The 19,842-nt window shown below is 67.6% G+C and carries 20 protein-coding genes; 12 read left to right on the top strand and 8 right to left on the bottom strand.

Annotated features, from left to right (window positions below; genetic code table 11):
- Window positions 1-69 precede the first annotated feature (69 nt).
- Complete coding sequence (locus A6A40_RS13405; RefSeq protein ID WP_063635818.1) at window positions 70-465, top strand: hypothetical protein; 396 nt, start codon at window positions 70-72, stop codon at window positions 463-465.
- On the opposite strand, the gene A6A40_RS13400 is transcribed toward A6A40_RS13405, so the two are convergent.
- Window positions 459-1,430: an ROK family protein gene (locus A6A40_RS13400; RefSeq protein ID WP_063635817.1), complete on the bottom strand. Its 972-nt coding sequence runs from the start codon at window positions 1,428-1,430 to the stop codon at window positions 459-461. The two genes, A6A40_RS13405 and A6A40_RS13400, sit on opposite strands and share 7 nt — an antisense overlap.
- 268 nt (window positions 1,431-1,698) lie before the next feature.
- On the opposite strand from A6A40_RS13400, the gene A6A40_RS13395 reads away from it, so the two are divergent.
- The 7 genes from A6A40_RS13395 (at window position 1,699) to A6A40_RS13365 (ending at window position 8,523) form a co-directional block, all read left to right on the top strand.
- Complete coding sequence (locus A6A40_RS13395; protein ID WP_236783670.1) at window positions 1,699-2,478, top strand: hypothetical protein; 780 nt, start codon at window positions 1,699-1,701, stop codon at window positions 2,476-2,478.
- Window positions 2,479-2,877: 399 nt separating this feature from the next.
- Window positions 2,878-3,783 carry an ABC transporter permease subunit gene (locus A6A40_RS13390; protein WP_063635815.1) on the top strand — a complete coding sequence of 302 codons (906 nt, stop codon included), beginning with the start codon at window positions 2,878-2,880 and terminating at the stop codon, window positions 3,781-3,783.
- Window positions 3,784-3,788: 5 nt separating this feature from the next.
- On the top strand, window positions 3,789-5,279 hold the full coding sequence (gene livM, locus A6A40_RS13385) for a high-affinity branched-chain amino acid ABC transporter permease LivM (RefSeq protein ID WP_063635814.1): 1,491 nt from the start codon (window positions 3,789-3,791) through the stop codon (window positions 5,277-5,279).
- Between the two features lie 11 nt (window positions 5,280-5,290).
- Window positions 5,291-6,178 carry an ABC transporter ATP-binding protein gene (locus A6A40_RS13380; protein WP_108546672.1) on the top strand — a complete coding sequence of 296 codons (888 nt, stop codon included), beginning with the start codon at window positions 5,291-5,293 and terminating at the stop codon, window positions 6,176-6,178.
- A gap of 3 nt (window positions 6,179-6,181) precedes the next feature.
- Window positions 6,182-6,892, top strand: coding sequence for an ABC transporter ATP-binding protein (locus tag A6A40_RS13375; protein ID WP_063635812.1), 711 nt, complete (start codon window positions 6,182-6,184; stop codon window positions 6,890-6,892).
- Between the two features lies 1 nt (window position 6,893).
- Window positions 6,894-7,253 carry a DUF6867 family protein gene (locus A6A40_RS13370; RefSeq protein WP_063635811.1) on the top strand — a complete coding sequence of 120 codons (360 nt, stop codon included), beginning with the start codon at window positions 6,894-6,896 and terminating at the stop codon, window positions 7,251-7,253.
- Window positions 7,254-7,422: 169 nt separating this feature from the next.
- Window positions 7,423-8,523 (top strand): branched-chain amino acid ABC transporter substrate-binding protein, encoded by a 1,101-nt coding sequence (locus A6A40_RS13365; protein WP_063635810.1) that lies wholly within the window; start codon window positions 7,423-7,425, stop codon window positions 8,521-8,523.
- An 82-nt stretch (window positions 8,524-8,605) separates the two neighbouring features.
- Here the strand turns inward: A6A40_RS13365 and A6A40_RS13360 are convergent, their stop codons facing one another.
- A complete protein-coding gene (locus A6A40_RS13360) occupies window positions 8,606-8,884 on the bottom strand; it encodes a hypothetical protein (protein ID WP_063635809.1) in 279 nt (92 codons plus the stop codon).
- Between the two features lie 228 nt (window positions 8,885-9,112).
- On the opposite strand from A6A40_RS13360, the gene A6A40_RS13355 reads away from it, so the two are divergent.
- Window positions 9,113-9,319 carry a hypothetical protein gene (locus A6A40_RS13355; protein WP_014249984.1) on the top strand — a complete coding sequence of 69 codons (207 nt, stop codon included), beginning with the start codon at window positions 9,113-9,115 and terminating at the stop codon, window positions 9,317-9,319.
- 35 nt (window positions 9,320-9,354) lie between these two features.
- Here A6A40_RS13355 and A6A40_RS13350 read toward each other — a convergent pair whose 3' ends face one another.
- Window positions 9,355-10,446, bottom strand: a complete 1,092-nt coding sequence (locus A6A40_RS13350) for an MBL fold metallo-hydrolase (protein ID WP_063635808.1) — start codon at window positions 10,444-10,446, stop codon at window positions 9,355-9,357.
- 213 nt (window positions 10,447-10,659) lie between these two features.
- Here A6A40_RS13350 and A6A40_RS13345 point away from each other — a divergent pair, with 213 nt between their 5' ends.
- Both A6A40_RS13345 and A6A40_RS13340 read left to right on the top strand, forming a co-directional pair.
- On the top strand, window positions 10,660-11,688 hold the full coding sequence (locus tag A6A40_RS13345; RefSeq protein ID WP_063636293.1) for an OmpA family protein: 1,029 nt from the start codon (window positions 10,660-10,662) through the stop codon (window positions 11,686-11,688).
- Between the two features lie 181 nt (window positions 11,689-11,869).
- Window positions 11,870-12,538: a response regulator transcription factor gene (locus A6A40_RS13340; RefSeq protein WP_063635807.1), complete on the top strand. Its 669-nt coding sequence runs from the start codon at window positions 11,870-11,872 to the stop codon at window positions 12,536-12,538.
- Between the two features lie 15 nt (window positions 12,539-12,553).
- Here A6A40_RS13340 and A6A40_RS13335 read toward each other — a convergent pair whose 3' ends face one another.
- The 4 genes from A6A40_RS13335 to A6A40_RS13320 form a co-directional block, all read right to left on the bottom strand.
- On the bottom strand, window positions 12,554-13,273 hold the full coding sequence (locus A6A40_RS13335; RefSeq protein WP_063635806.1) for a hypothetical protein: 720 nt from the start codon (window positions 13,271-13,273) through the stop codon (window positions 12,554-12,556).
- Between the two features lie 175 nt (window positions 13,274-13,448).
- A complete protein-coding gene (locus A6A40_RS13330; protein WP_063635805.1) occupies window positions 13,449-14,768 on the bottom strand; it encodes a TolC family outer membrane protein in 1,320 nt (439 codons plus the stop codon).
- A 157-nt stretch (window positions 14,769-14,925) separates the two neighbouring features.
- Window positions 14,926-15,579, bottom strand: a complete 654-nt coding sequence (locus tag A6A40_RS13325; protein ID WP_063635804.1) for a bifunctional 4-hydroxy-2-oxoglutarate aldolase/2-dehydro-3-deoxy-phosphogluconate aldolase — start codon at window positions 15,577-15,579, stop codon at window positions 14,926-14,928.
- The gene (locus A6A40_RS13320; RefSeq protein ID WP_063635803.1) at window positions 15,579-16,505 is read right to left on the bottom strand and encodes a MurR/RpiR family transcriptional regulator; all 927 of its coding nucleotides are present in this window, start codon (window positions 16,503-16,505) and stop codon (window positions 15,579-15,581) included. The genes A6A40_RS13325 and A6A40_RS13320 overlap by 1 nt, the downstream gene beginning before the upstream one ends.
- A gap of 192 nt (window positions 16,506-16,697) precedes the next feature.
- On the opposite strand from A6A40_RS13320, the gene A6A40_RS13315 reads away from it, so the two are divergent.
- Entirely contained in the window at window positions 16,698-17,540 is an 843-nt protein-coding gene (locus A6A40_RS13315; RefSeq protein WP_063635802.1) for a fumarylacetoacetate hydrolase family protein, read from the top strand.
- 46 nt (window positions 17,541-17,586) lie between these two features.
- On the opposite strand, the gene A6A40_RS13310 is transcribed toward A6A40_RS13315, so the two are convergent.
- Entirely contained in the window at window positions 17,587-19,719 is a 2,133-nt protein-coding gene (locus tag A6A40_RS13310; RefSeq protein WP_236783669.1) for a methyl-accepting chemotaxis protein, read from the bottom strand.
- Window positions 19,720-19,842 lie beyond the last annotated feature (123 nt).

Raw genomic sequence — 19,842 nt, 5'->3', positions numbered from 1 at the left:
ACTGAGCGGGCGCTTTCCGCTCGACTGCATCTTCGGATCCGTTTTTTCCGGACGAAAGGTGCCTGTTCGATGACCCGCGTCGCCCCCGCTGCCAGAACCGCTGCCGCCGCCGCCATGTCCCTCCTTGGGATGGCGGCGTTGTCGCTGCCGGCCAACGCCCAGAAGCAGGACTATGCGCCCTGGGTGTACGACCAGATGGTGCCGACCGGCCCCTTCATGCGCAACATGGATCAGGCACAGCCGCTTCCCGGACCGGCGCCGTCCCATTGGGGCGCCGCCAAGGCGGGCGAGCACCGGGCCGGCATGACGCGCTACGGCACCGATGTGAAGCGGACGAACCGCCATTATTCCAACACTCATTCGCTGACGCCGCCGCCGGTCGATCCTGCTGCCGCCCGGCGGGTGATGGCGCCGCCACGCAGCGCCGACGCCCCGCCGACGCCGCGGACGGCCCAGCCTCAGTAATCCGCATCCGGCATCTCGCCGGGGCGCCACAGCCACGCCGCGCCGCGCACGCCACTGGAATCGCCATGGCGGGCGCGGCGCACCGGCGTGTCCAGCCGGTCGGTGAAGGCCCAGGGCTCCATCGCCGCCGGCAGCCGGTCATAGAGCAGATCCGCGTTCGACAGGCCACCGCCCAGCACGATCACGTCCGGGTCCAGCAGGTTGGTCACCGCAGCCAGCCCGCGAGCCAGCCGCCCGACCAGCCGCTCTGCCGTCGCGGCGCATCCGGGATCGTTGTCGGCGCGTGAGAGGATGGTTGCGGCGTCCAGCGCCTCGCCGGTGGCCGCCAGATGGTCCGCCGCCACCGCCGGCCCGGAAACGAAGGTCTCCAGGCAGCCATGCTTGCCGCAGTAGCAGGCCGGGCCCGGCCGCTCCGCGTCCGTCGGCCAGGGCAGCGGATTGTGCCCCCACTCCCCGGCGATGGCGTTGCGCCCGCCCAGCGGCCGGCCATGCACGACGATGCCGGCGCCGCAGCCGGTGCCCAGGATCGCCGCGAACACCACGCCGCAGCCGGCCCCGGCGCCGTCGGTCGCTTCCGACACCGCAAGGCAGTTGGCGTCATTCTCGATCCGCACCGGCCGGCCGAGCGCCTGGATGAGGTCGCCGGTGAAGTCCCTTCCGATCAGCCAGGTGGAGTTGGCGTTCTTGACCAGCCCCGTGGCCGGGGAGATGGCGCCGGGAATGCCCAACCCGACCGTCGCCTTTCCGCCGGCGGGGATTACGCCCTCCAATCCGGCCACCAGTGCGCGGATCGTCGCGACCGTCCCGTCGTAATCGCCCTTGGGCGTGGGAACCCGGCGGCGGGCCAGTTCGCTTCCCTGACGGTCGAGCAGGATGCCCTCCGTCTTCGTGCCGCCCAGATCGATGCCGATGCGGTACCCGCCCGCAAAATCCGATCCGGCTGCTTCTGATCCGGTGGCTGCCATGCCGCTTGACCTGTCTGACGATGGAATACCCATCCATAGCGTCGCCGCCATCGCGGCGTCCAGCGATGGCGAGCGCCAATCGGGACAGGTGCCAAAGGAGCAGGTCGCGACTCGGCGTGTCGACTCCACCGCGATCGTGGGACAAAACGCAAGCGGGCGGCAAATTCCATTGACCGGCCCCGGCGTTCGGGTAGAAGGTCGCCGACTGTCGGGCGGTCGCCTGTTCCGCCCCAACCCGTCCTACCGTACCGCGCCACCGGAGCCCCTGATGAGTCGCCAGCGCGCTGCCCTTCGCCTGTCCCTGAAAGCCCTGACCGGCGCCGCCGTCCTCGGCGCGCTGCTCGCCTTGCCTGCGCCCGCCAGCGCGGCCGCCGCCAAGGAGGCTGCGAAGCCGCCGGCGAAGACGGCCGCCGCCAAGGCGCGCCCGGCCAAGGCCAGCACCCCGGCCGCGCCGGCCTGCTACAACCGCGCCGAACATGCGGCCGAGCAGATGATGCGCCTGCACACCGAGATGATGGTGGTCGGCCTGACCTGCCGCACCGTGGTGCCGGACAAAAAGCCGTTCGACCTCTATCAGGACTTCTCGGTCAAGAACCGCGCGCTGTTGTCCAATTCCGAAGCGTCGCTGATCAGCTATTACAAGCGTGCCGGCAGCGGCGGCAACGCCACCCGCCAGTTCGACATGTTCCGCACGGAGCTGGCGAACGAGATCAGCCGCCGCGCCTCCACCATCGGCATCGCGCAATATTGCGCCAACTTCGTCGACCGGTCGGTGGCCGCCAAGGACCTGACGGCCGACGATCTGCGCACCCTGACTTCGGACGAGAAGAACGCAGGCCTGATGCATCTGGCCAGCCGTCCGCTCTGCGACGTCAAGGTGGTCAGCGGTCCGGATCCCGTCTTCGCCGTCGCCCAGGCCGCCCCAGCCCCGGCCGCGCCGAAGGCGGCCGTCGCCAAGGCGAAGGCTCCGGCCAAGGCCGCCGCTCCGGCCAAGCCGAAGCAGAAGGTCGCCGCTGTTCCGGCCAAGCAGTCCGTCGCCGTCCGCTGACACTGCGACGCCCGGTATAGGACACGCATTCGCAACGCCCCGTCCGGCATCCGCCGGCGGGGCGTTTTGCGTTTTTCCACCCCTGCCTGATTGAAGCCCATGGCGGACGACGCATGCGGGCAGCACAAATCTGTCTTGCAAAAATCCGTCAGGCTGGTACTACCGAAAAGTCAGGGGGAGCGCTCGCCGAACGGCCCGGCCAAGTCGGAATCGCATCCTCCGAACAGGAAAAATCATGGTCCGTCAGACCGATAGGCGGAACTCCGGATGATACGGCATTCCGTTTGGTGACTGGACGGGCTGCACCAGACAGGGGGCTGCTGTTGCGTGACCGGTGTGCCGAGTGTGCCCGTGCCGCCGCACCCTGCCTTTGCGCCGTGCTGAAGGTGGGGTGAGGACATGGACTATTTTCTCCAGCAATTGATCAACGGCTTGTCGCTTGGGGCGATTTACGGCCTGATCGCGATTGGCTACACGATGGTGTACGGCATCATCGGTATGATCAACTTCGCCCATGGCGAGATTTACATGATCGGCTCCTTCGTGGCGCTGATCACCTTCCTTGCCATCGGCGCGCTCGGGATCACCTGGGTGCCCCTGGCGCTTCTGGTCATGCTGCTCGCCTCCATGCTGTTCACCAGCGTCTATGGCTGGACGGTGGAGCGCATCGCCTACCGGCCCTTGCGTTCCTCGCCGCGGCTGGCGCCGCTGATCTCCGCCATCGGCATGTCGATCTTCCTGCAGAACTACATCCAGCTCCTCCAGGGCGCCCGCTCCAAGCCGCTGCAGCCGATCCTGCCCGGCAACCTCACCCTGATGGACGGCGCCGTCTCGGTCAGCTACGTGCGGCTGGCCACCATCGTCATCACCCTGGTCCTGATGGTCGGCTTCACCATGCTGATCAACCGCACCTCGCTGGGCCGCGCCCAGCGCGCCTGCGAGCAGGACAAGAAGATGGCCGGGCTGCTCGGCGTCAATGTTGACCGCGTCATCTCGCTGACCTTCGTCATGGGTGCCGCGCTCGCCGCCGTCGCCGGCATGATGGTGCTGCTGATCTATGGCGTCATCGACTTCTACATCGGCTTCCTGGCAGGCGTTAAGAGCTTCACCGCCGCCGTGCTCGGCGGGGTGGGGTCGCTGCCCGGCGCGATGCTCGGCGGCGTGGTCATCGGCCTGATCGAGGCCTTCTGGTCCGGCTATGTCGGCTCCGAATGGAAGGACGTCGCAACCTTCTCCATCCTCGTCCTCGTCCTGATCTTCCGGCCCACCGGCCTGCTCGGCCGGCCCGAGATCGAGAAGGTGTAAGCGCCATGACCACCCATTCCAACACCGTCCCGACCGCCGCGGGCGGCGCTGCCCGCGGCGTCGACTGGGCCGCCACGATCAAGGACGCCGGGCTGGCCGCCTTCGTGGCCCTGCTGCTGACCGTGCCGCTGGTGGGCCTGCGCACCGTCGACCGCCCGACCGGGCTCGGCATCGAGGCCCGGCCGGAGGAGGTCGTCGCCTCGCTGGTCCTGGTCTTCCTCGGCCGGCTCGGGCTCGGGCTGATCCGCCAGGGCCTGGCGCTGCCGGTGCTGATCCTGGCGCTGGTCTGCGCCGGCGCCGGGCTGCTGCTGCCGATGCCGACCCAGGTGCTGCGCCTGGTGCTGGTGCTGGGCGGCGGCGTCATCGCCATCCGCGCCGCCATGACGGTCGCCACCGGCCGCTCCAAGCTGTCCCAGGCCGACCGCGACAAGCGCATGGACCGCGTCGCCGCCAAGGTCCAGCACGCCAGCCGCTACATCGGCCCGGTCGCGGTGGCCTTCGCCGCCGTCCTGCCGCTGACCCCGCTGGCCGACCGCATGATCCTGGACATCGGCATCCTGCTGCTGACCTACATCATGCTGGGCTGGGGCCTGAACATCGTCGTCGGGCTGGCCGGCCTGCTCGACCTCGGCTATGTCGCCTTCTATGCGGTCGGCGCCTATTCCTACGCGCTGCTGGCCCATTATTTCGGCCTCAGCTTCTGGGTCTGCCTGCCGCTGGCGGGCGTGCTGGCCGCCATCTCCGGCGTGCTGCTGGGCTTCCCGGTGCTGCGTCTGCGCGGCGACTATTTCGCCATCGTGACCTTGGGCTTCGGCGAGATCATCCGCATCATCCTGGTCAACTGGTACCAGTTCACCGGCGGCCCCAACGGCATCTCCGGCATTCCGCGGCCGAGCTTCTTCGGCATCGCCGACTTCTCGCGCAGCCCGGCCGAGGGCATGGCCGCCTTCCATGAGATGTTCGGGCTGGAATTCTCGCCGCTGCACCGCATCATCTTCCTCTATTACCTCATCCTGGCGCTCGCGCTGGTGGTGAACCTGTTCACGCTCAGGGTGCGCAAGCTGCCGCTGGGCCGGGCGTGGGAAGCCCTGCGCGAGGACGACATCGCCTGCGCCTCGCTGGGCATCAACCGCACCAACATGAAGCTGGCGGCCTTCGCCATCGCGGCGATGTTCGGCGGCTTCGCCGGCTCCTTCTTCGCCACGCGCCAGGGCTTCATCAGCCCGGAGAGCTTCACCTTCATCGAGTCGGCGATCATCCTGGCCATCGTGGTGCTGGGCGGCATGGGCAGCCAGATCGGCGTGGTGGTGGCCACGCTGCTGGTGATCGGCCTGCCGGAAGCGTTCCGCGAGCTGGCCGACTACCGCATGCTGGCGTTTGGCGCCGGCATGGTGGTGATCATGCTGTGGCGTCCGCGCGGCCTGCTGGCCCACCGCGACCCGACCATCCTCCTGCATGGCGGCCGCAACCCCGCCGCGACGGGAGCCGCGAAATGAGCGCCGCACCGATGAGCACTGACAAGCCCCTGCTGACGGTCGAACACCTGACCATGCGCTTCGGCGGTCTGGTGGCGAACAACGACGTGTCGTTCGAGGCACGGGCCGGCGAGATCACCGCGCTGATCGGCCCGAACGGCGCCGGCAAGACGACGCTGTTCAACTGCGTCACCGGCTTCTACACCCCGACGGTGGGGCGGCTGACGCTGCGCCACCCCGCGGGCAAGGAGTTCCTGCTGGAGCGGATGCCGGGCTACCGCATCGCCCAGCTGGCGGGGGTGGCGCGCACCTTCCAGAACATCCGGCTGTTCGGCGGCATGAGCGTTCTGGAGAACCTGATCGTCGCCCAGCACAACAAGCTGATGCGGGCCTCGACCTTCGCCATCGGCGGGCTGCTGGGCTTCCCCAGCTACCGCAAGGCCGAGCATGAGGCGGTGGAGCTGGCGAAATACTGGCTGGAGCGGGTGCGCCTGACCGAGTTCGCCGACTGGGAGGCGGGCAACCTGCCCTACGGCGCCCAGCGCCGGCTGGAGATCGCGCGGGCGATGTGCACCGAGCCGGTGCTGCTGTGCCTGGACGAGCCGGCGGCCGGCCTGAACCCGCGCGAGTCGGCGGAGCTGGCCGAGATCCTGACCTTCATCCGCGACACGCCGAGCCCGCGGGGCCACCGCACCGGCGTGCTGCTGATCGAGCATGACATGAGCGTGGTGATGCGCATTTCCGACCATGTGGTGGTGCTGGACTATGGCCGGAAGATTTCCGACGGCGATCCGGAGCATGTGAAGAACGACCCGGCGGTGATCCGCGCCTATCTGGGCGAGGACGAGGACGAGGATCTTCCGCCGGAGGTCGCCGCCGACCTGCATATGCCGCCCACCGCCGGCCAGAAGGGGGCCTGAGCCATGCTGAAGGTATCGGGCGTCCACACCTTCTACGGCGCCATCGAGGCGCTGAAGGGGATCGACATCGAGATCGGCGCCGGCGAGATCGTCTCGCTGATCGGCGCCAACGGGGCGGGCAAATCGACGCTGCTGATGACGATCTGCGGCAGTCCGCGGGCGCGCCAGGGCCGGGTGTTCTTCGAGGGCGAGGACATCACCGACCTGCCGACCCACGAGATCGTGCGGCGCGGCATCGCGCAGTCTCCCGAAGGCCGGCGCATCTTCCCGCGGATGACGGTGCTGGAGAATCTGCAGATGGGCTCGATCGTCGCCCAGCCCGGCAGCTTCGACCGCGAGCTTGAGCGGGTGCTGACGCTGTTCCCGCGGCTGAAGGAACGCATCAACCAGCGCGCCGGCACGATGTCGGGCGGCGAGCAGCAGATGCTGGCGATCGGGCGGGCCTTGATGAGCCAGCCGCGCCTGCTGCTGCTGGACGAGCCGTCGCTGGGCTTGGCGCCGCTGATCGTGAAGCAGATCTTCCAGGTGATCCAGGAGATCAACCGGGAGCAGAAGATGACGGTGTTCATGGTGGAGCAGAACGCGTTCCACGCGCTGAAGCTGGCGCACCGGGCCTATGTGATGGTGACGGGCAAGATCACGATGACGGGGACCGGGGCGCAGCTTCTGGCCGATCCGGAGGTTCGCGCCGCTTATCTGGAAGGGGGCCACTGAGATGGAAACGATCCTTGGCTCTTCGGTTCCGGTCTTCGTGTTCCTGACGGTCCTGGTATTCGGCGGCTGCGGCGTGCTGACCGGCCAGACACTGGCGGAGGGCTGGAAGCCGGTGTCGAACGTGCTGGCCTATTCGCTTCTGCTGGGGCTGGGCGACCGCTTCCTGGCCTGGGGCCTGTTCGGCGAACAGCTGCTGTCCTTGTGGGGATTCGTCGTCCACACGGTGGTGATCGGGCTGATCACCCTGACGGCGCATCGCATCGCCATCGCCCGCCGCATGGTCAACCAGTATCCGTGGCTCTATGAGACCGCCGGGCCGTTCGGATGGCGCGAAAGGACCGGTGTGTCCACCAACGGATAAGTCATTGGGAATAGACCGTACGGCTGATTGGTGCCGGTGAAACTGTCGCACACCGCACCACTTGGGGTATGGTAATCTGGACACCGCCGGAGGGGACCCGGCGGCAAGGCCCGCAAGGGCCGGGGGTATGTTGCAACAGGGACCATTCACAGAACAGGGAAGCACACCCATGAAATTCAAGCTGTCCCTTCTCGCCGCGATCGCGGCGACCGCGCTCTCCGCCACGGCCGCCCAGGCCGATATCGCGGTGGCCACCGCCGGTCCGATCACCGGCCAGTACGCCACCTTCGGCGAGCAGATGAAGAAGGGCATGGAACAGGCGGTCGCGGACATCAACGCCGCCGGCGGTGTCCTGGGCCAGAAGCTGAAGCTGGAAGTCGGCGACGACGCCTGCGATCCCAAGCAGGCCGTCGCCGTCGCCAACCAGCTGGCCAAGGCCGGTGTGAAGTTCGTGGCCGGCCACTTCTGCTCGGGCTCCTCGATCCCGGCCAGCCAGGTCTATGCCGAGGAAGGGATGCTGCAGATCTCCCCGGCTTCGACCAACCCGAAGCTGACCGAGCAGGGCCTGAAGAACGTCTTCCGCGTCTGCGGCCGTGACGACCAGCAGGGCCTGATCGCCGGCAAGTATCTGCTGGACAAGTACAAGGGCAAGAACGTCGCCATCCTTCACGACAAGTCGGCCTACGGCAAGGGTCTGGCCGACGAGACGCAGAAGGCGCTGAACGCCGGCGGCCAGAAGGAAACCATCTACGAAGCCTACACGGCCGGTGAGAAGGACTACTCCGCTCTGGTGTCGAAGCTGAAGCAGGCGAATGTCGACGCCGTCTACATCGGTGGCTACCACACCGAAGCCGGCCTGATCGCCCGTCAGATGAAGGACCAGGGCATGAAGGCCATCATCGTGTCGGGTGACGCGCTGGTGACCAACGAGTACTGGGCCATCACCGGCGACGCCGGCGAGAACACCATGATGACCTTCGGTCCGGATCCGCGTGAGAAGCCGGACGCCAAGGCCGTCGTGGAGAAGTTCCGCAAGGCGGGTTACGAGCCGGAAGGCTATACCCTGTACACCTACGCTGCGCTCCAGATCTGGGCCGACGCGGTGAAGCAGGCGAACTCGACCGACGCTGCCAAGGTTGCCGACGTCATGCGCAAGGGCAACTACAACACCGTCATCGGCAAGATCTCGTTCGACGCCAAGGGCGACGTCACCAGCCCGGCCTATGTCTGGTACAAGTGGCAGAACGGCCAGTATGCCGAAGTGAAGTAAGCGAAACGCATCGGCGCTCCGCTGAAAGGGGCCGGCACATCCGTGCCGGCCCTTTTTCTATTGGGCCCGCCCTGGCGCAGGGTCAGGGAATGGGGCGGGGGACATAAGCGACGGTTGGGGACACGGACGGTTGCGCCGCGGCAATCGCAGGCGAGGAGAGGCCGGATGCGACCCGGCGACCCGACCGCTCGTTCAGCAGCCGTTCGGAGGTCCGCATCACCTCCCGCCAGAAGGCGGCGGCACGGGTGTGGTTGGCAGCCGTGAGTTCGACAAGACGAACGCGGCTCATTCGAATCGCGGTGTCGCCCAGCTCATCAACCAGGCGGGTCGCGAAGACAAGCACGTCGAGATCGGTGTTCATGACCGCTATGAACCCACAACCGGGACTTTTGTTCCAGCCTGAAACCGCACTGCGGCAAAGGGTCATCGGTGGTGCTCCCGACGTGCTGCGCTGCAGCGGCGCATTTGCAGCATCGGGAAACGGTCACCGAACGGACACTCGCCACGACGGGGGTGTTTTGTGGTTCAATGGCGCCCTTCGCGGTGGCCGTGACGGCAGCCGGTATGGGATGGGTTTTGGAGAACGACAATGCGCAGAAAGCGCGAGGTGATCGAAGGTCAGATTTATCGCAAGCTGTCCCCCAGCGGCGGCTATTGGGAAGTGGTCGCCATCCGCAAGGACGGCATGGGCACCCAGCATGCCCAGATGAAGCGAACCGACGATCCGAAGACACTGAAGACCCTGTCGGTGTCGACCCTGCTCGACCCGCAGCAGTTCGAGATCGTCACGGAGTAACGGTCTGTCCGACAAGCGGCTCGGAAGGATCGGGGTCAGCCGCTGGCACGCCGCCGGTAAAGGTCGATGTCGGGTCCGCCCTTCCCGCCGCCGGACACACGGTCCAACCGCCCCTTGCGGATCAGATGGTTGAGATGCGCCACGGCTTCGCCCACGGCGAAGACGGTCTGGTGCGGGTCGAGCGGACGTGGGAACAGAGCCTGCGTCACCTCCGCCGCCGTCCGGGGCGTCTCGCAGAGCGATTCGATCTCCGCCAGCCGTTCGGCATGATGGAGTGCCAGTTCGTCGGCGCGCCGGTGCAGGCCGCGGAAAGGGCGGCCGTGCGACGGCAGAACCAGCGTGTCGGCCGGCAGGGCGGCCCAGTCCTTCAGGCTGACGAGATAGTCGGTGAGAGGATCGGCGTCCGGTTCGGTCGGCCAGACGCTGATGTTGGGGCTGATCCGCGGCAGGATCTGGTCGCCGGAAATCAGCAGGGCCAGGCCGTCCCCGTTGCCATCGCCTTCCCCGCCGGCCGGCCGGTACAGGCTGACCGGTTCAGCCGTATGGCCGCTGCCGCCGATCACGGTCCAAAGACGGTTGCCCACAGCCAGACTGTCGCCGGCACGCAGGCGGGTCAGCGTCGCCGGTACGCCTGGGACGCCGCGGCTGTAGGCACCCTTGCGGGCCAGCAGCGCATCCAGCGTCTGCGATGCCAAACCGCAGCGGCGATAGAAGCGCTCCACGGCGGCATCGGTGGCGGCATCGGTGCCGGCCGAGAGCATCCGGGCGAACAGCCATTCCGTCAGCGAGCTGGTGAAGACAGCACCGGTCCGCTCCACCAGCCAATTGGCGGCGCCGATATGGTCGGGATGGAAATGGGTGGCGACGATCCGCTCCACCGGACGGCCACCGAGCGCGTCGCGCAGCAACTCGTCCCACACCGCGAACGTGCGCCGGTCGCCCAATCCGCAATCGACCAGTGTCCAGCCGGCAGCCCCGCCGTCCAGCGCCCAGGCATTGATGTGGTCGAGTTGGAAGGGCAGGGACAGCCGGATCCACAGCACGCCCGGCGCCACCTCCTGCCAACCGCCCGGAACCGGGGTGGAGCAGACGGGGTAATCGATCGCATCGTCCGGGGTAGCGGGCATCGGTGAGAGTGTCCAAGTCATTGTTATCGAAACGGAACATGGCAAGCGAGAGGTTGCGGCAAATCTGCAACAGGACAGGCGGCCGTGCTTGGGTGGGATTGGAAGCCGCGAGTCCCGAGTCCATTGTCGGGGCCGGAGCCCGTTCTGTCACGCGTTTCGCCGCAGACCGGGATGTCCCGATCCGCCAACGCCGTCAACGATGGGAACAAGAACATGACGATGCGTGGGATTTTGCTTGGCACGGCCCTGGCCGTCGCCGTTCCGACCGCCGCCGTGGCCGCACCGGAAGGCTTCTATGTCGGCGCGGGGGCCGGCGTGAACTGGACCGAGGATGCCGACCTCGGCAGCTATCCCGCCCCAGGCCTGGGTCTGAAGGAAGAGTTCAAGATCGGCGGCATCGGCGATATCTCGGTTGGCTACGCCACCGCGATGGGCTTGCGCGCCGAACTGGAGGCCGCCTGGCGTTGGCGCAACAGCGTCGACGGCACCAGCAGCGCCACACCCGGCCTGAACGGCCTGGGCGGCAGGATGAGCTCGGTCGCCTTCATGGGCAACCTGCTGTACGACTTCGACATCGGCCTGCCGATCACGCCCTATGTCGGCGCCGGTGCCGGCATCGCCGGGGTGAAGCAGTCGCTGAACGGTGTCAGCGACCGTGACTGGGTCTTCGCCTACCAGGGCATCGTCGGCGCGTCCTATGCCATCAACGACAGCGTGGCTGTGACGCTGGATTATCGCTACTTCGCCACCGTCGATCCGGAATTCGAGCTGGGTCCGGTGACCTCGAAGGGCGAGTACCGCAACCACACCATCCTGGCCGGTCTGCGTTACACTTTCGGTGGGCCGTCGCGCGCCACCCCGGTCGCCGTCCCGGCTCCGGCCGCCCCGCCGATGGCGGCTCAACCGCAGAGCGAGTATCAGGTGTTCTTCGATTGGGACAAGGCGACGGTCACGCCGAATTCCGCAAGCATCATCGCCGATGCCGCCGAGGCGGCCAACCGCGCCCGTGCCGTGCGCATCCAGGTGATCGGCCATACCGACACGTCGGGCTCACCCACCTACAACCAGCGGCTTTCGATCCGCCGGGCAGAGGCGGTGCGCCAGGCGCTGATCGCGCGCGGCACTCCGGCCACCATGATCTCCATCGAAGGCGTGGGCGAAAACCAGCTGATGGTCCCCACCGGCCCGAACGTGCGCGAGCCGTCGAATCGCCGCGCCCAGATTCTCATCAAGATCTCCTGACCAAGAGCATCCGATCGCTGCAAACCTGCACGCGGAGGAGGAGGCGGATGACCTCCTCCGCATTTTTCTTTACGGTTCCTCCCGGCATTGCCGTGCCTGGACGTGCGAAGGAGGTAGCGTCGGCCGCTGCGTCAGCGTATGACGGTGCTGCACGCGCAGCATCTTCGGTCCGAGACGTTACATGCAGGTTCTGATCGCCGACGATCATTCCATCGTCCGCAGCGGCTTGACCCATCTGGTGGGTGAACTGGACGAACAGGCCACCGTGGTGGCCGCGACCAGCTTCAGCCAGTTGAATGCCATCCTCGACTCGTCGATGCTCGAAGGTGGCAGCGCGTTCGATCTGATCGTGATGGATCTTCGCATGCCCGGACTGGGCGGGCTGGACGATGTCGAGGCCCTGGTGAAGCGCGTGGCGCCGGTCCCCGTCGCCGTCTTCTCGATGATCGAGTCGCCGGATGAAATGCGCGCGGTGCTGTCGCGCGGAGTGCGCGCCTTCATCCCGAAATCGACCGACGACGTGCTGGTGGTCAACATCCTGCGGCTGGTGATGGCGGGCGGTTCCTATGTGCCGCCGGTCCTCGGCATGCCGGGGGCTCCTGCCGCCGGCGGTGGGTCGCCGGCGCGCGGCGGCACGCCCAGCGTGTTCGACGGGCTGACCCGCCGCCAGCTGGAGGTTTTGGACCTGCTTGCACAGGGTTTGTCGAACCAGGAGATCGGCGAAAGGCTGGGGCTGAACCTGTCCACGGTGAAAACCCACGTCACCGGAGTGCTGAAGGCGCTTGGCGTCGGGAGCCGCACCCAGGCGGTGCTGCTGGTCAAGGAATCGGGCCACGACCGGCTGGTTTAAGACCGGGTCTCCTCCCTACAACAGCGCGTTCAGCAGCGATCCGCGCCCGCCATAGCTGCCGCCGGATCCGCCCAGCATCATTGTGGCGGAGTTGGTGGAGGCGCTGCCGGCTCCGAGGATCGCGGCAAGCCCCTGCAGCCTGGTGTTGCCGCCGAAGGGGTTGTCACCTTTGGCCGGCTGCTTGGCGATGGTGTCATAGTCCTTGCTGTAGTTGCCCATGCGCAGCTGGACGCCATAGTTCTTTTCATCCTTGACCGGAACGTCCTTGTCGCGGGCGATCCGCATCGTGTAGTCGCCTTTGTCCAACGTGAGCTGACCGGATTTCAGCTTCTGGAAGGCATCATAGGTGGCGCCTGCATCCTTGTTGCTGTCGGCGATGATCTTGCCGCCGCGGTCCATCAACTGCAGCCGCACCCCGGCGTCGCCGACCGTCCCCAGCGTCACGGCGCCGGAGGTGGTGACGTTGAACTTGTAGAAGTCAGCGGGATCGTTGGACGCCAGCGAGCTGAAGACGTTCAGCCTGCTGGTATCCTTCGTCAGCGTGCCGATGCCGGTCGCGAAAGGCGCGGCGTTCATCGCCGACTTGTTGACGGTCTTCTCATACTCCTGGACCTTGCCGGTCGCGCCGCCGTTGCCGGTCGCCTGCTGCTGCACCCGCTTGACCGCGGCATCGATCGACTGCTGCAGGCTCTGGGCCATGCTGCCGACATCGGCGTAGCTGGACAGGCTGACCATGGCGTTCTCTCCCTCGTTCCGCATCCCCTGTAGAGATGTCGGACAGGGCATTGCAGAATGCAGGCCAGCCGCAGGCTATTGATAGATAAGGAACTTCGAACGCCACGATCCTTCCGGCCGGCAGATTTTCCCCTGCCGGCCGGAAGGATTTTCCCAGCGGCGCAACAGGCGACGTTTACCGTGCCCGCGTCTCCAGCCCCAGCCGCTCGGCCGACAGCTGCCCACAGGCGGCCAACAGCTGGAAGGCGGCGACCGTTTCGTCGCGTTGGGCGGTGATCAGGTTGACGCGGCTGTTCAGCAATTCCTGCTCCTGGTTCAGAACATCGAGCAAGGTGCGGCTGCCGACCTTGGCCTCTTCACGGATGCCGTCCAGCGCGGTCTGGGCCGCCTTGATCTGGTCGCGATAGGAGCGGATGTTGGCCCTTGCGGTTTCCAGCGAGGTCCAGGCTGTGATCGCACTCTCCACGCTCTGGTCGCCCTGGTCCCGCGCCTGCAGGCGGTACTGCCGGGCGGTGTGCTTCGCCTCCCGCACCTGCGCCTCCGGCAAGCCGGCCTGATAGAGCGGCGCCACCACCTGCACCTTCGCGGTCAGGCTGTCGGTTCGGGTATAATCGATGCCATCGTCACGGCCCGGATCCCAGGTCCGCGATCCGCTGGCAGACAGGCTGGCGGAGGGCAGAAGCTGGCCGAATTGCTGATCGATCCGGTGGCGCTGGGCGTCTTCGGCATAAGCGGCGCTGAGTACCGATGGGTTGTTGGCGCGGGCGAGCGCCGTCGCCTCTTCCGCCGTCCGGGGCAGGCGGAAGGCTGGCTTGGGCGCGGCCAGCACGCCGGGCGCCGAACCGACGACCTGCACGAAGGTGGCGCGGGAGGTTTCCAGCGTGCCCTCGGCCGCCAGACGCGACGCGATGGCCTGGGCCAGGCGCGATTCCGCCTGGGCGACATCGGTCCGGGTGTATTCCCCGACCCGCGCCTGATCCTGGGCCGCCTTCAACTGCCGTTGCAGCAGCTTTTCATTGGCGACGTTCAATGCCACCAGTTCCTGATTCTTGACCACGTCCATATAGGCGGTCGCGGCGTTCAGAAGCACGGTCTGCCCGGTCGCCAGCAGAGTGGCGCGTTCCGCCTCCACCAGCCGTTCGGCCCGGCGCACGGCGGGAGCGACGGTGGCGTCGTACAGCGGCTGGCTGGCCGTGATCGACACGCTTTTCGCGTTCGTCTCCGTCCGTTCGTCTCCGCCGGCCTGATAACGGGTGTTGGACAGGTCGCGACTGATACCCAGCGTGGCCGTCACCGTCGGCCGATAGCCCGACATCGCCTGCGGGATCTGCTCGTCGACCGCGCGCAGGCGGGCTTCTTCGGCGGCCAGCGTCGGGTTGGTCGCCTGAGCGCGCGAAAGCGCCTCCTGCAGGGTCATCGCCCGGACCGGTGCCACGCTCAGGATCAGTCCCGCCGCCAGCACGAGACAGGAGACCCGCAAAGACTCCGCATTCATGATACAGCACACCCTTCCGCAACGGCGTTCCGCTGCCGGGCAAGCCCGATAGGGCCGGGGCCCGGCAGCGACGCTTGTTACGGATGGGTCGCCGGCCACCCTGTGGCTGGGCAGCCATGCAGAAGAGACGGAAGACCTGCAGACGTGCCGATCGGCCTCAGGCGCCCTTGGCGGCCCGGTAGGCGTCCATCAGCTGGCGGCCGGCGGCCAGGATGGCCTCGCGGTCGCCCTTCTTGACCAGACCCTCGTCCACCAGCTTGCCGCCGGCTCCGACACAGGCCACGCCGGCCGCGACGTAGGAGGCCACGGTGGTGGCGTCGATGCCGCCGGTGGGGACGAAGCGGACACCGGGGAAGACAGACTTCAGCGCCTTGATGTGCGCCGGGCCGACGGTGGAGGCGGGGAAGATCTTGATGGCGTCTGCACCGGCGGAAATGGCGGCATGCACCTCGGTCGGGGTCAGGGCGCCCATCAGGCAGGCCACGCCATGGTCGCGGCAGGCGGCGGCCACCTTCGGCACCACGCAGGGCGACACGACATATTTGGCGCCGGCCTTCACCACGTCGGCGACGGCCGCCGGGGTCAGGACGGTGCCGGCACCGATCAGGGCGCCGCCCTCCGCCGACAGCTCCTCGATCAGGCCGACGGCGCCGGGGGTGGTCATGGTGATCTCGAAGGTGCCGTAGCCGGCCTCGCGCAGCCAGCTGACGGCGGTGCGCGCCAGATCGGCGGAGCTGTTGCGGATGACCGGAACGACGCCGTAGGCGACGAGCTGATCCAGGATCTCGGAAGCGGTCGGGGTGGTGGACATCAGGATTCCTCGGGACTCTTCTGGGGGAATTGGGAAAGCGACGGAGCGCCGGAGGCCGGACGGTCCGGTACGCGGTGGTGGCCGGCCAGGACGGCCTTGATGCGGGCAAGGCGGCGGTCGAGACCGGGGGGAGCCTGCAGCCCGACGGCGACGGTCAGTGCGTCGATGAGGGCCAGCTGGGCAAGGCGGGAGGCCATCGGGGTATGGACCGCGGTGTCCTCGTCGACGTCGACGGTCAGGCGGATGTCGGCGCGTTCGGCGAGCGGCGTTGCCGATGCGGTGATGGCGATCACCGTTGCCCCGCCGTCGCGCGCGATGGCCGCAACGTCGAAGATCTCGTCGCTGGTGCCGGTCTTGGAGATCGCCAGCAGCGCATCGCCAGGGCCCAGCGTCGCCGCGGCCATCGCCTGAAGATGGGCGTCGGTGCTGGCGGCCACCTGCGGCAACAGGCGGAACAGCTTGTGGTGGGCGTCGAGCGCCACGGTGCCGGACGCGCCGACGCCGACGATCTGCACCCGCTGGGCTCGTGCCAGCACACCGGCCGCCCGCTCCAGCGCCGTGGTATCCAGACGCCCGCGCAGGCGGACCAGCGCGTCGATGGAGCGGTTCAGCACCTTTTCCGTCGCACTGGCGACGCTGTCACCGGGAGTGAGGTCGCGCACCAGCGGGGTCGGGCGGTCGCCGGCCTCCTCCCGCGCGGCGGATGCCGCCAGATGCTGGGCCAGCGCGATCTTGAATTCATGGAAGCCGCCGAAGCCGGCGGTGCGGCAGAAGCGCAGGACGGACGGTTCGCTGACCCCGGCCTTGCCCGCAAGCTGGGCCAGACTGGCGCGCACGGCGGCATGGGGAGCCGCCAGCACGGTACGCGCCACCGCGGCTTCCGCCCGGCGGAGCCTGTCGAGTGAGGATGCGATCATGTCCAGCATGCGGGTGTCCACCGGGGTAGGCGCGGCGGCCGTTCCGGCTGCCTGCGACCCTGATGTAGTTTTACTACAGATATACGGCCCTGTCGACCGTTCTGTGGAGTAACGCTACATTTCGTTCGCTTCCCCCCTTTACTTTCGGCGCCGACCGGTCAGGATCGGCGGGCGCCAATCTCCTATCAGGGAAGAGTTTTCATGAAACTGCTGCGCTACGGCCCGCCGGGCCAGGAAAAGCCGGGTCTGCTGGACGCCGATGGCCGCATCCGCGATCTGTCCGCCCATGTGGACGACATTGCCGGAGCGGTGCTGCTGCCGGACGGGCTGGACCGCCTGCGGACCATCGACCCGGCGTCGCTGCCGCTGGTGGAGGGCAATCCGCGCCTCGGCCCCTGTGTCGGCCGCGTCGGCAAGATGGTCTGCATCGGCCTGAATTTCTCCGACCATGCGGCGGAGACGGGCATGGCGGTGCCTCCGGAGCCGATCATCTTCATGAAGGCGACCAGCGCCATCGTCGGTCCGAATGATCCGATCGAGCTGCCGCGCGGATCGGAGAAGACCGATTGGGAGGTCGAACTGGCCTTCGTGATCGGCAAGACCGCCAAATACGTCTCGGAAGACGAGGCGATGGACCATGTCGCCGGCTATTGCATCGTCAACGACGTGTCCGAGCGCGCTTTCCAGATCGAGCGGCAGGGCCAATGGACCAAGGGCAAGAGCTGCGACAGCTTCGGCCCGACCGGCCCCTGGCTGGTGACGCGCGACGAGGTCGAGGATCCGCAGACGCTGAAGATGTGGCTGGAGGTCAACGGCCACCGCTATCAGGACGGCAGCAGCGCCACCATGGTCTATGGCGTGCGCTATCTGGTGTCCTATCTGTCGCGCTTCATGAGCCTGCAGCCGGGCGACATCATCTCCACCGGCACCCCGCCGGGCGTCGGCATGGGACAGAAGCCGCAGGTCTTCCTGAAGGCCGGCGACGTGGTGGAACTGGGCATCGAGGGGCTGGGCAGCCAGCGCCAGACTGTGGTCCAGGGCTGATCGGAAGGCGCCCCTCTCCCACAGCGAGAGGGGCGCCTTCCCATCGTTACGCCGACCGCACCTGACGCAGGAAGCGGTCGATCTGCTGCTGCAGGCGGGTGGTCTGGGTCGAGACCTCCTGGGCGACCGACAGCACCTCCTGCGCGGACTGGCCGGTCTGGCCGACGGCGGTGCGGACCTCGCCGATGTTCTGCGAGGCCTGGGCGGTGCCGCCCGCCGCCTGCTGAACATTGCGGGCGATCTCGGAGGTGGCCGCACCCTGCTGCTCCACCGCCGCGGCGATGCTGGCGGCGATGTCGTTCAGCCGGCCGATGGTCATGCCGATGCTGCGGATGGCATTCACCGCTTCGCCGGTCGCCTGCTGCATGGCGCCGATCTGACCGGCGATCTGGTCGGTGGCCTTGGCGGTCTGGCTGGCAAGCTGCTTGACCTCCTGCGCGACGACGGCGAAGCCCTTGCCGGCCTCGCCGGCCCGCGCCGCCTCGATGGTGGCGTTGAGCGCCAACAGGTTGGTCTGACCGGCGATGTCGGAAATCAGATCCAGCACGGCGCCGATCCGGCTGGCCGCGTCGTTCAGTTCGCGCATCGTGCCGTCGGTGCGCTCCGCCTCGTTGGCGGCCTTGGCGGCGATGGTTGCCGATTCGGTCACCTGCCGGGCGATCTCGCTGATCGACTGCGACAGTTCATGAGCGGCGGATGCCGCACCGTCGACGTTGACCGAGGCGGTTTCCGCCGCTTCGGCGGCGTTGCCGGCCTGGCGCGAGGTGTCGTCGGCGGTCGCCACCATGCCGGCGGCGGTCTGGTGCATCTGCGTCGCTGCGGCGGACACCGTTTCCACCACCACCTTGACGCCATTCTCGAACTGGTCGGCCAGCGACAGCATGGCGTCGCGGCGCTCGCCGGCTGCCCGTTGGCGTTCGGCCTCCGCGGCGGCGCGGGTCGTTTCCACCTCGCGCGCGGTATCGCGGAAAACGAGCAGCGCCGTCCCCATCTCCGCGATCTCATCATGGCCGTCGAGCGCGATCTCGGCATCCAGATCGCCGGCGGCGATGCGGTCCATTCCGGCCTTCAGCGACAGCATCCGGCGGATGATGATGCGGCCGACATAGAGCCAGACGACCAGAATCGACACCAGGATGCTGGCAGCCGAGACCGCGATCTGGGTCAGGCGGCTGTTGTCCAGCATGCTGGAAGTTGCAGCGTTGGCCTCGGCGATCCCCTGCTTCTGGGCGTCGACCAGGGTGGCGATCCCCTTGGACAGGGTACCGGCGAGCGCGTGGTTGCTCTCCAGCAGCTGGGCGAAATAGCCCTCGATCGCCAGTTCCTTCTGGCGCAGGGTGACCATCGACTGCTCGCCGACGGAATAGCCGGTCAGAAGCTCCGCCTGCTTGGACGCAACGGCGGCCAGACGGTCCGGCAGAGCCTGCGCTGCGCTGGAGAGCCCGGCCAGCGCCACGCCGACACGGGTCTCGATGATCGCAAGCCGCTGGTCGTCACGGGTGGTCGCCGCCTCCATCAGCATGTTGCGGACATTGGCCGCTTCGGCGGTGACAGTCGCCAACGGCTTCCTCTGCGTCAGGATCCGGTTCAGGTTGGCTGCGGCCTCACGCAGAGTGGCGGGCTCGGCGTCAGGGTCGGCAAGGACCGAGCGCGCCTGCTGCTCGTCGTTGTTGAGGACGGAAGTCCAGGGGGCCGCGAATTTCTGGATTTCGGCTTCCGCGGCCATCACTTTGGGCAGCATCGACTGCCGTGCCGCGGCAAGCGCGACCCGATCCGCCGCCGCCTGATCGAGCTGCACGAGGTTGCCGAGCAGCCCCTTCGAGGAGTCTTCGATGGCGGTCAGAACAGCACCGGCGGAACCGATGGCCCGCAGCCGGCCGAGACGCGCGTTGAATTCCTCCTTCGCCGCGGCGATGCGGGCGGACACCGCCTCGCGTTCGGCGGCCTCGTCGGCGGAGGTCAGTTCGGGGGCAAGTGCCACCAGCCGTTCGGCCTGCTGGGCCACACCCATGCCTTCGGTCATCGCCGGCACCGCCTCGCCCACGATGGCGTCGATGGTGGTGCGCACGTTGGCATAACCGATCAGCGCCACGGCTGCAGCCACCAGCGTGCCGGACAGCACGACGCCGATGGCGATCATCAACTTCGCGCGCAGACCGGAATACCATGCGGTGCCCATCGCGGTCGGTTTCCGATGACTAACGTTCGACATCCCGTCCTCCCCCCTGGCGCCAGTGCGCCAGCACAATCAGGTCTCTCTGCGGTCGGCCGTTCCGGCTCTCGCCGCATTGGTCGTTGCGTC

The organism is Azospirillum humicireducens, assembly GCF_001639105.2.
In the GTDB taxonomy this organism is placed as follows: Bacteria; Pseudomonadota; Alphaproteobacteria; order Azospirillales; family Azospirillaceae; genus Azospirillum; species Azospirillum humicireducens.
This window is presented reverse-complemented; position numbering and strand designations above follow the sequence as displayed.

What these genes read in the sequence shown, in the direction of transcription:
- A6A40_RS13405 (WP_063635818.1), top strand. Translation starts at nt 70, where the DNA reads ATGACCCGCGTCGCCCCCGCTGCCAGAACCGCTGCCGCCGCCGCCATG.
- A6A40_RS13400 (WP_063635817.1), bottom strand. Translation starts at nt 1,430, where the DNA reads ATGGCAGCCACCGGATCAGAAGCAGCCGGATCGGATTTTGCGGGCGGG.
- A6A40_RS13395 (WP_236783670.1), top strand. Translation starts at nt 1,699, where the DNA reads ATGAGTCGCCAGCGCGCTGCCCTTCGCCTGTCCCTGAAAGCCCTGACC.
- A6A40_RS13390 (WP_063635815.1), top strand. Translation starts at nt 2,878, where the DNA reads ATGGACTATTTTCTCCAGCAATTGATCAACGGCTTGTCGCTTGGGGCG.
- livM (WP_063635814.1), top strand. Translation starts at nt 3,789, where the DNA reads ATGACCACCCATTCCAACACCGTCCCGACCGCCGCGGGCGGCGCTGCC.
- A6A40_RS13380 (WP_108546672.1), top strand. Translation starts at nt 5,291, where the DNA reads ATGAGCACTGACAAGCCCCTGCTGACGGTCGAACACCTGACCATGCGC.
- A6A40_RS13375 (WP_063635812.1), top strand. Translation starts at nt 6,182, where the DNA reads ATGCTGAAGGTATCGGGCGTCCACACCTTCTACGGCGCCATCGAGGCG.
- A6A40_RS13370 (WP_063635811.1), top strand. Translation starts at nt 6,894, where the DNA reads ATGGAAACGATCCTTGGCTCTTCGGTTCCGGTCTTCGTGTTCCTGACG.
- A6A40_RS13365 (WP_063635810.1), top strand. Translation starts at nt 7,423, where the DNA reads ATGAAATTCAAGCTGTCCCTTCTCGCCGCGATCGCGGCGACCGCGCTC.
- A6A40_RS13360 (WP_063635809.1), bottom strand. Translation starts at nt 8,884, where the DNA reads ATGAACACCGATCTCGACGTGCTTGTCTTCGCGACCCGCCTGGTTGAT.
- A6A40_RS13355 (WP_014249984.1), top strand. Translation starts at nt 9,113, where the DNA reads ATGCGCAGAAAGCGCGAGGTGATCGAAGGTCAGATTTATCGCAAGCTG.
- A6A40_RS13350 (WP_063635808.1), bottom strand. Translation starts at nt 10,446, where the DNA reads ATGCCCGCTACCCCGGACGATGCGATCGATTACCCCGTCTGCTCCACC.
- A6A40_RS13345 (WP_063636293.1), top strand. Translation starts at nt 10,660, where the DNA reads ATGACGATGCGTGGGATTTTGCTTGGCACGGCCCTGGCCGTCGCCGTT.
- A6A40_RS13340 (WP_063635807.1), top strand. Translation starts at nt 11,870, where the DNA reads ATGCAGGTTCTGATCGCCGACGATCATTCCATCGTCCGCAGCGGCTTG.
- A6A40_RS13335 (WP_063635806.1), bottom strand. Translation starts at nt 13,273, where the DNA reads ATGGTCAGCCTGTCCAGCTACGCCGATGTCGGCAGCATGGCCCAGAGC.
- A6A40_RS13330 (WP_063635805.1), bottom strand. Translation starts at nt 14,768, where the DNA reads ATGAATGCGGAGTCTTTGCGGGTCTCCTGTCTCGTGCTGGCGGCGGGA.
- A6A40_RS13325 (WP_063635804.1), bottom strand. Translation starts at nt 15,579, where the DNA reads ATGTCCACCACCCCGACCGCTTCCGAGATCCTGGATCAGCTCGTCGCC.
- A6A40_RS13320 (WP_063635803.1), bottom strand. Translation starts at nt 16,505, where the DNA reads ATGCTGGACATGATCGCATCCTCACTCGACAGGCTCCGCCGGGCGGAA.
- A6A40_RS13315 (WP_063635802.1), top strand. Translation starts at nt 16,698, where the DNA reads ATGAAACTGCTGCGCTACGGCCCGCCGGGCCAGGAAAAGCCGGGTCTG.
- A6A40_RS13310 (WP_236783669.1), bottom strand. Translation starts at nt 19,719, where the DNA reads ATGGGCACCGCATGGTATTCCGGTCTGCGCGCGAAGTTGATGATCGCC.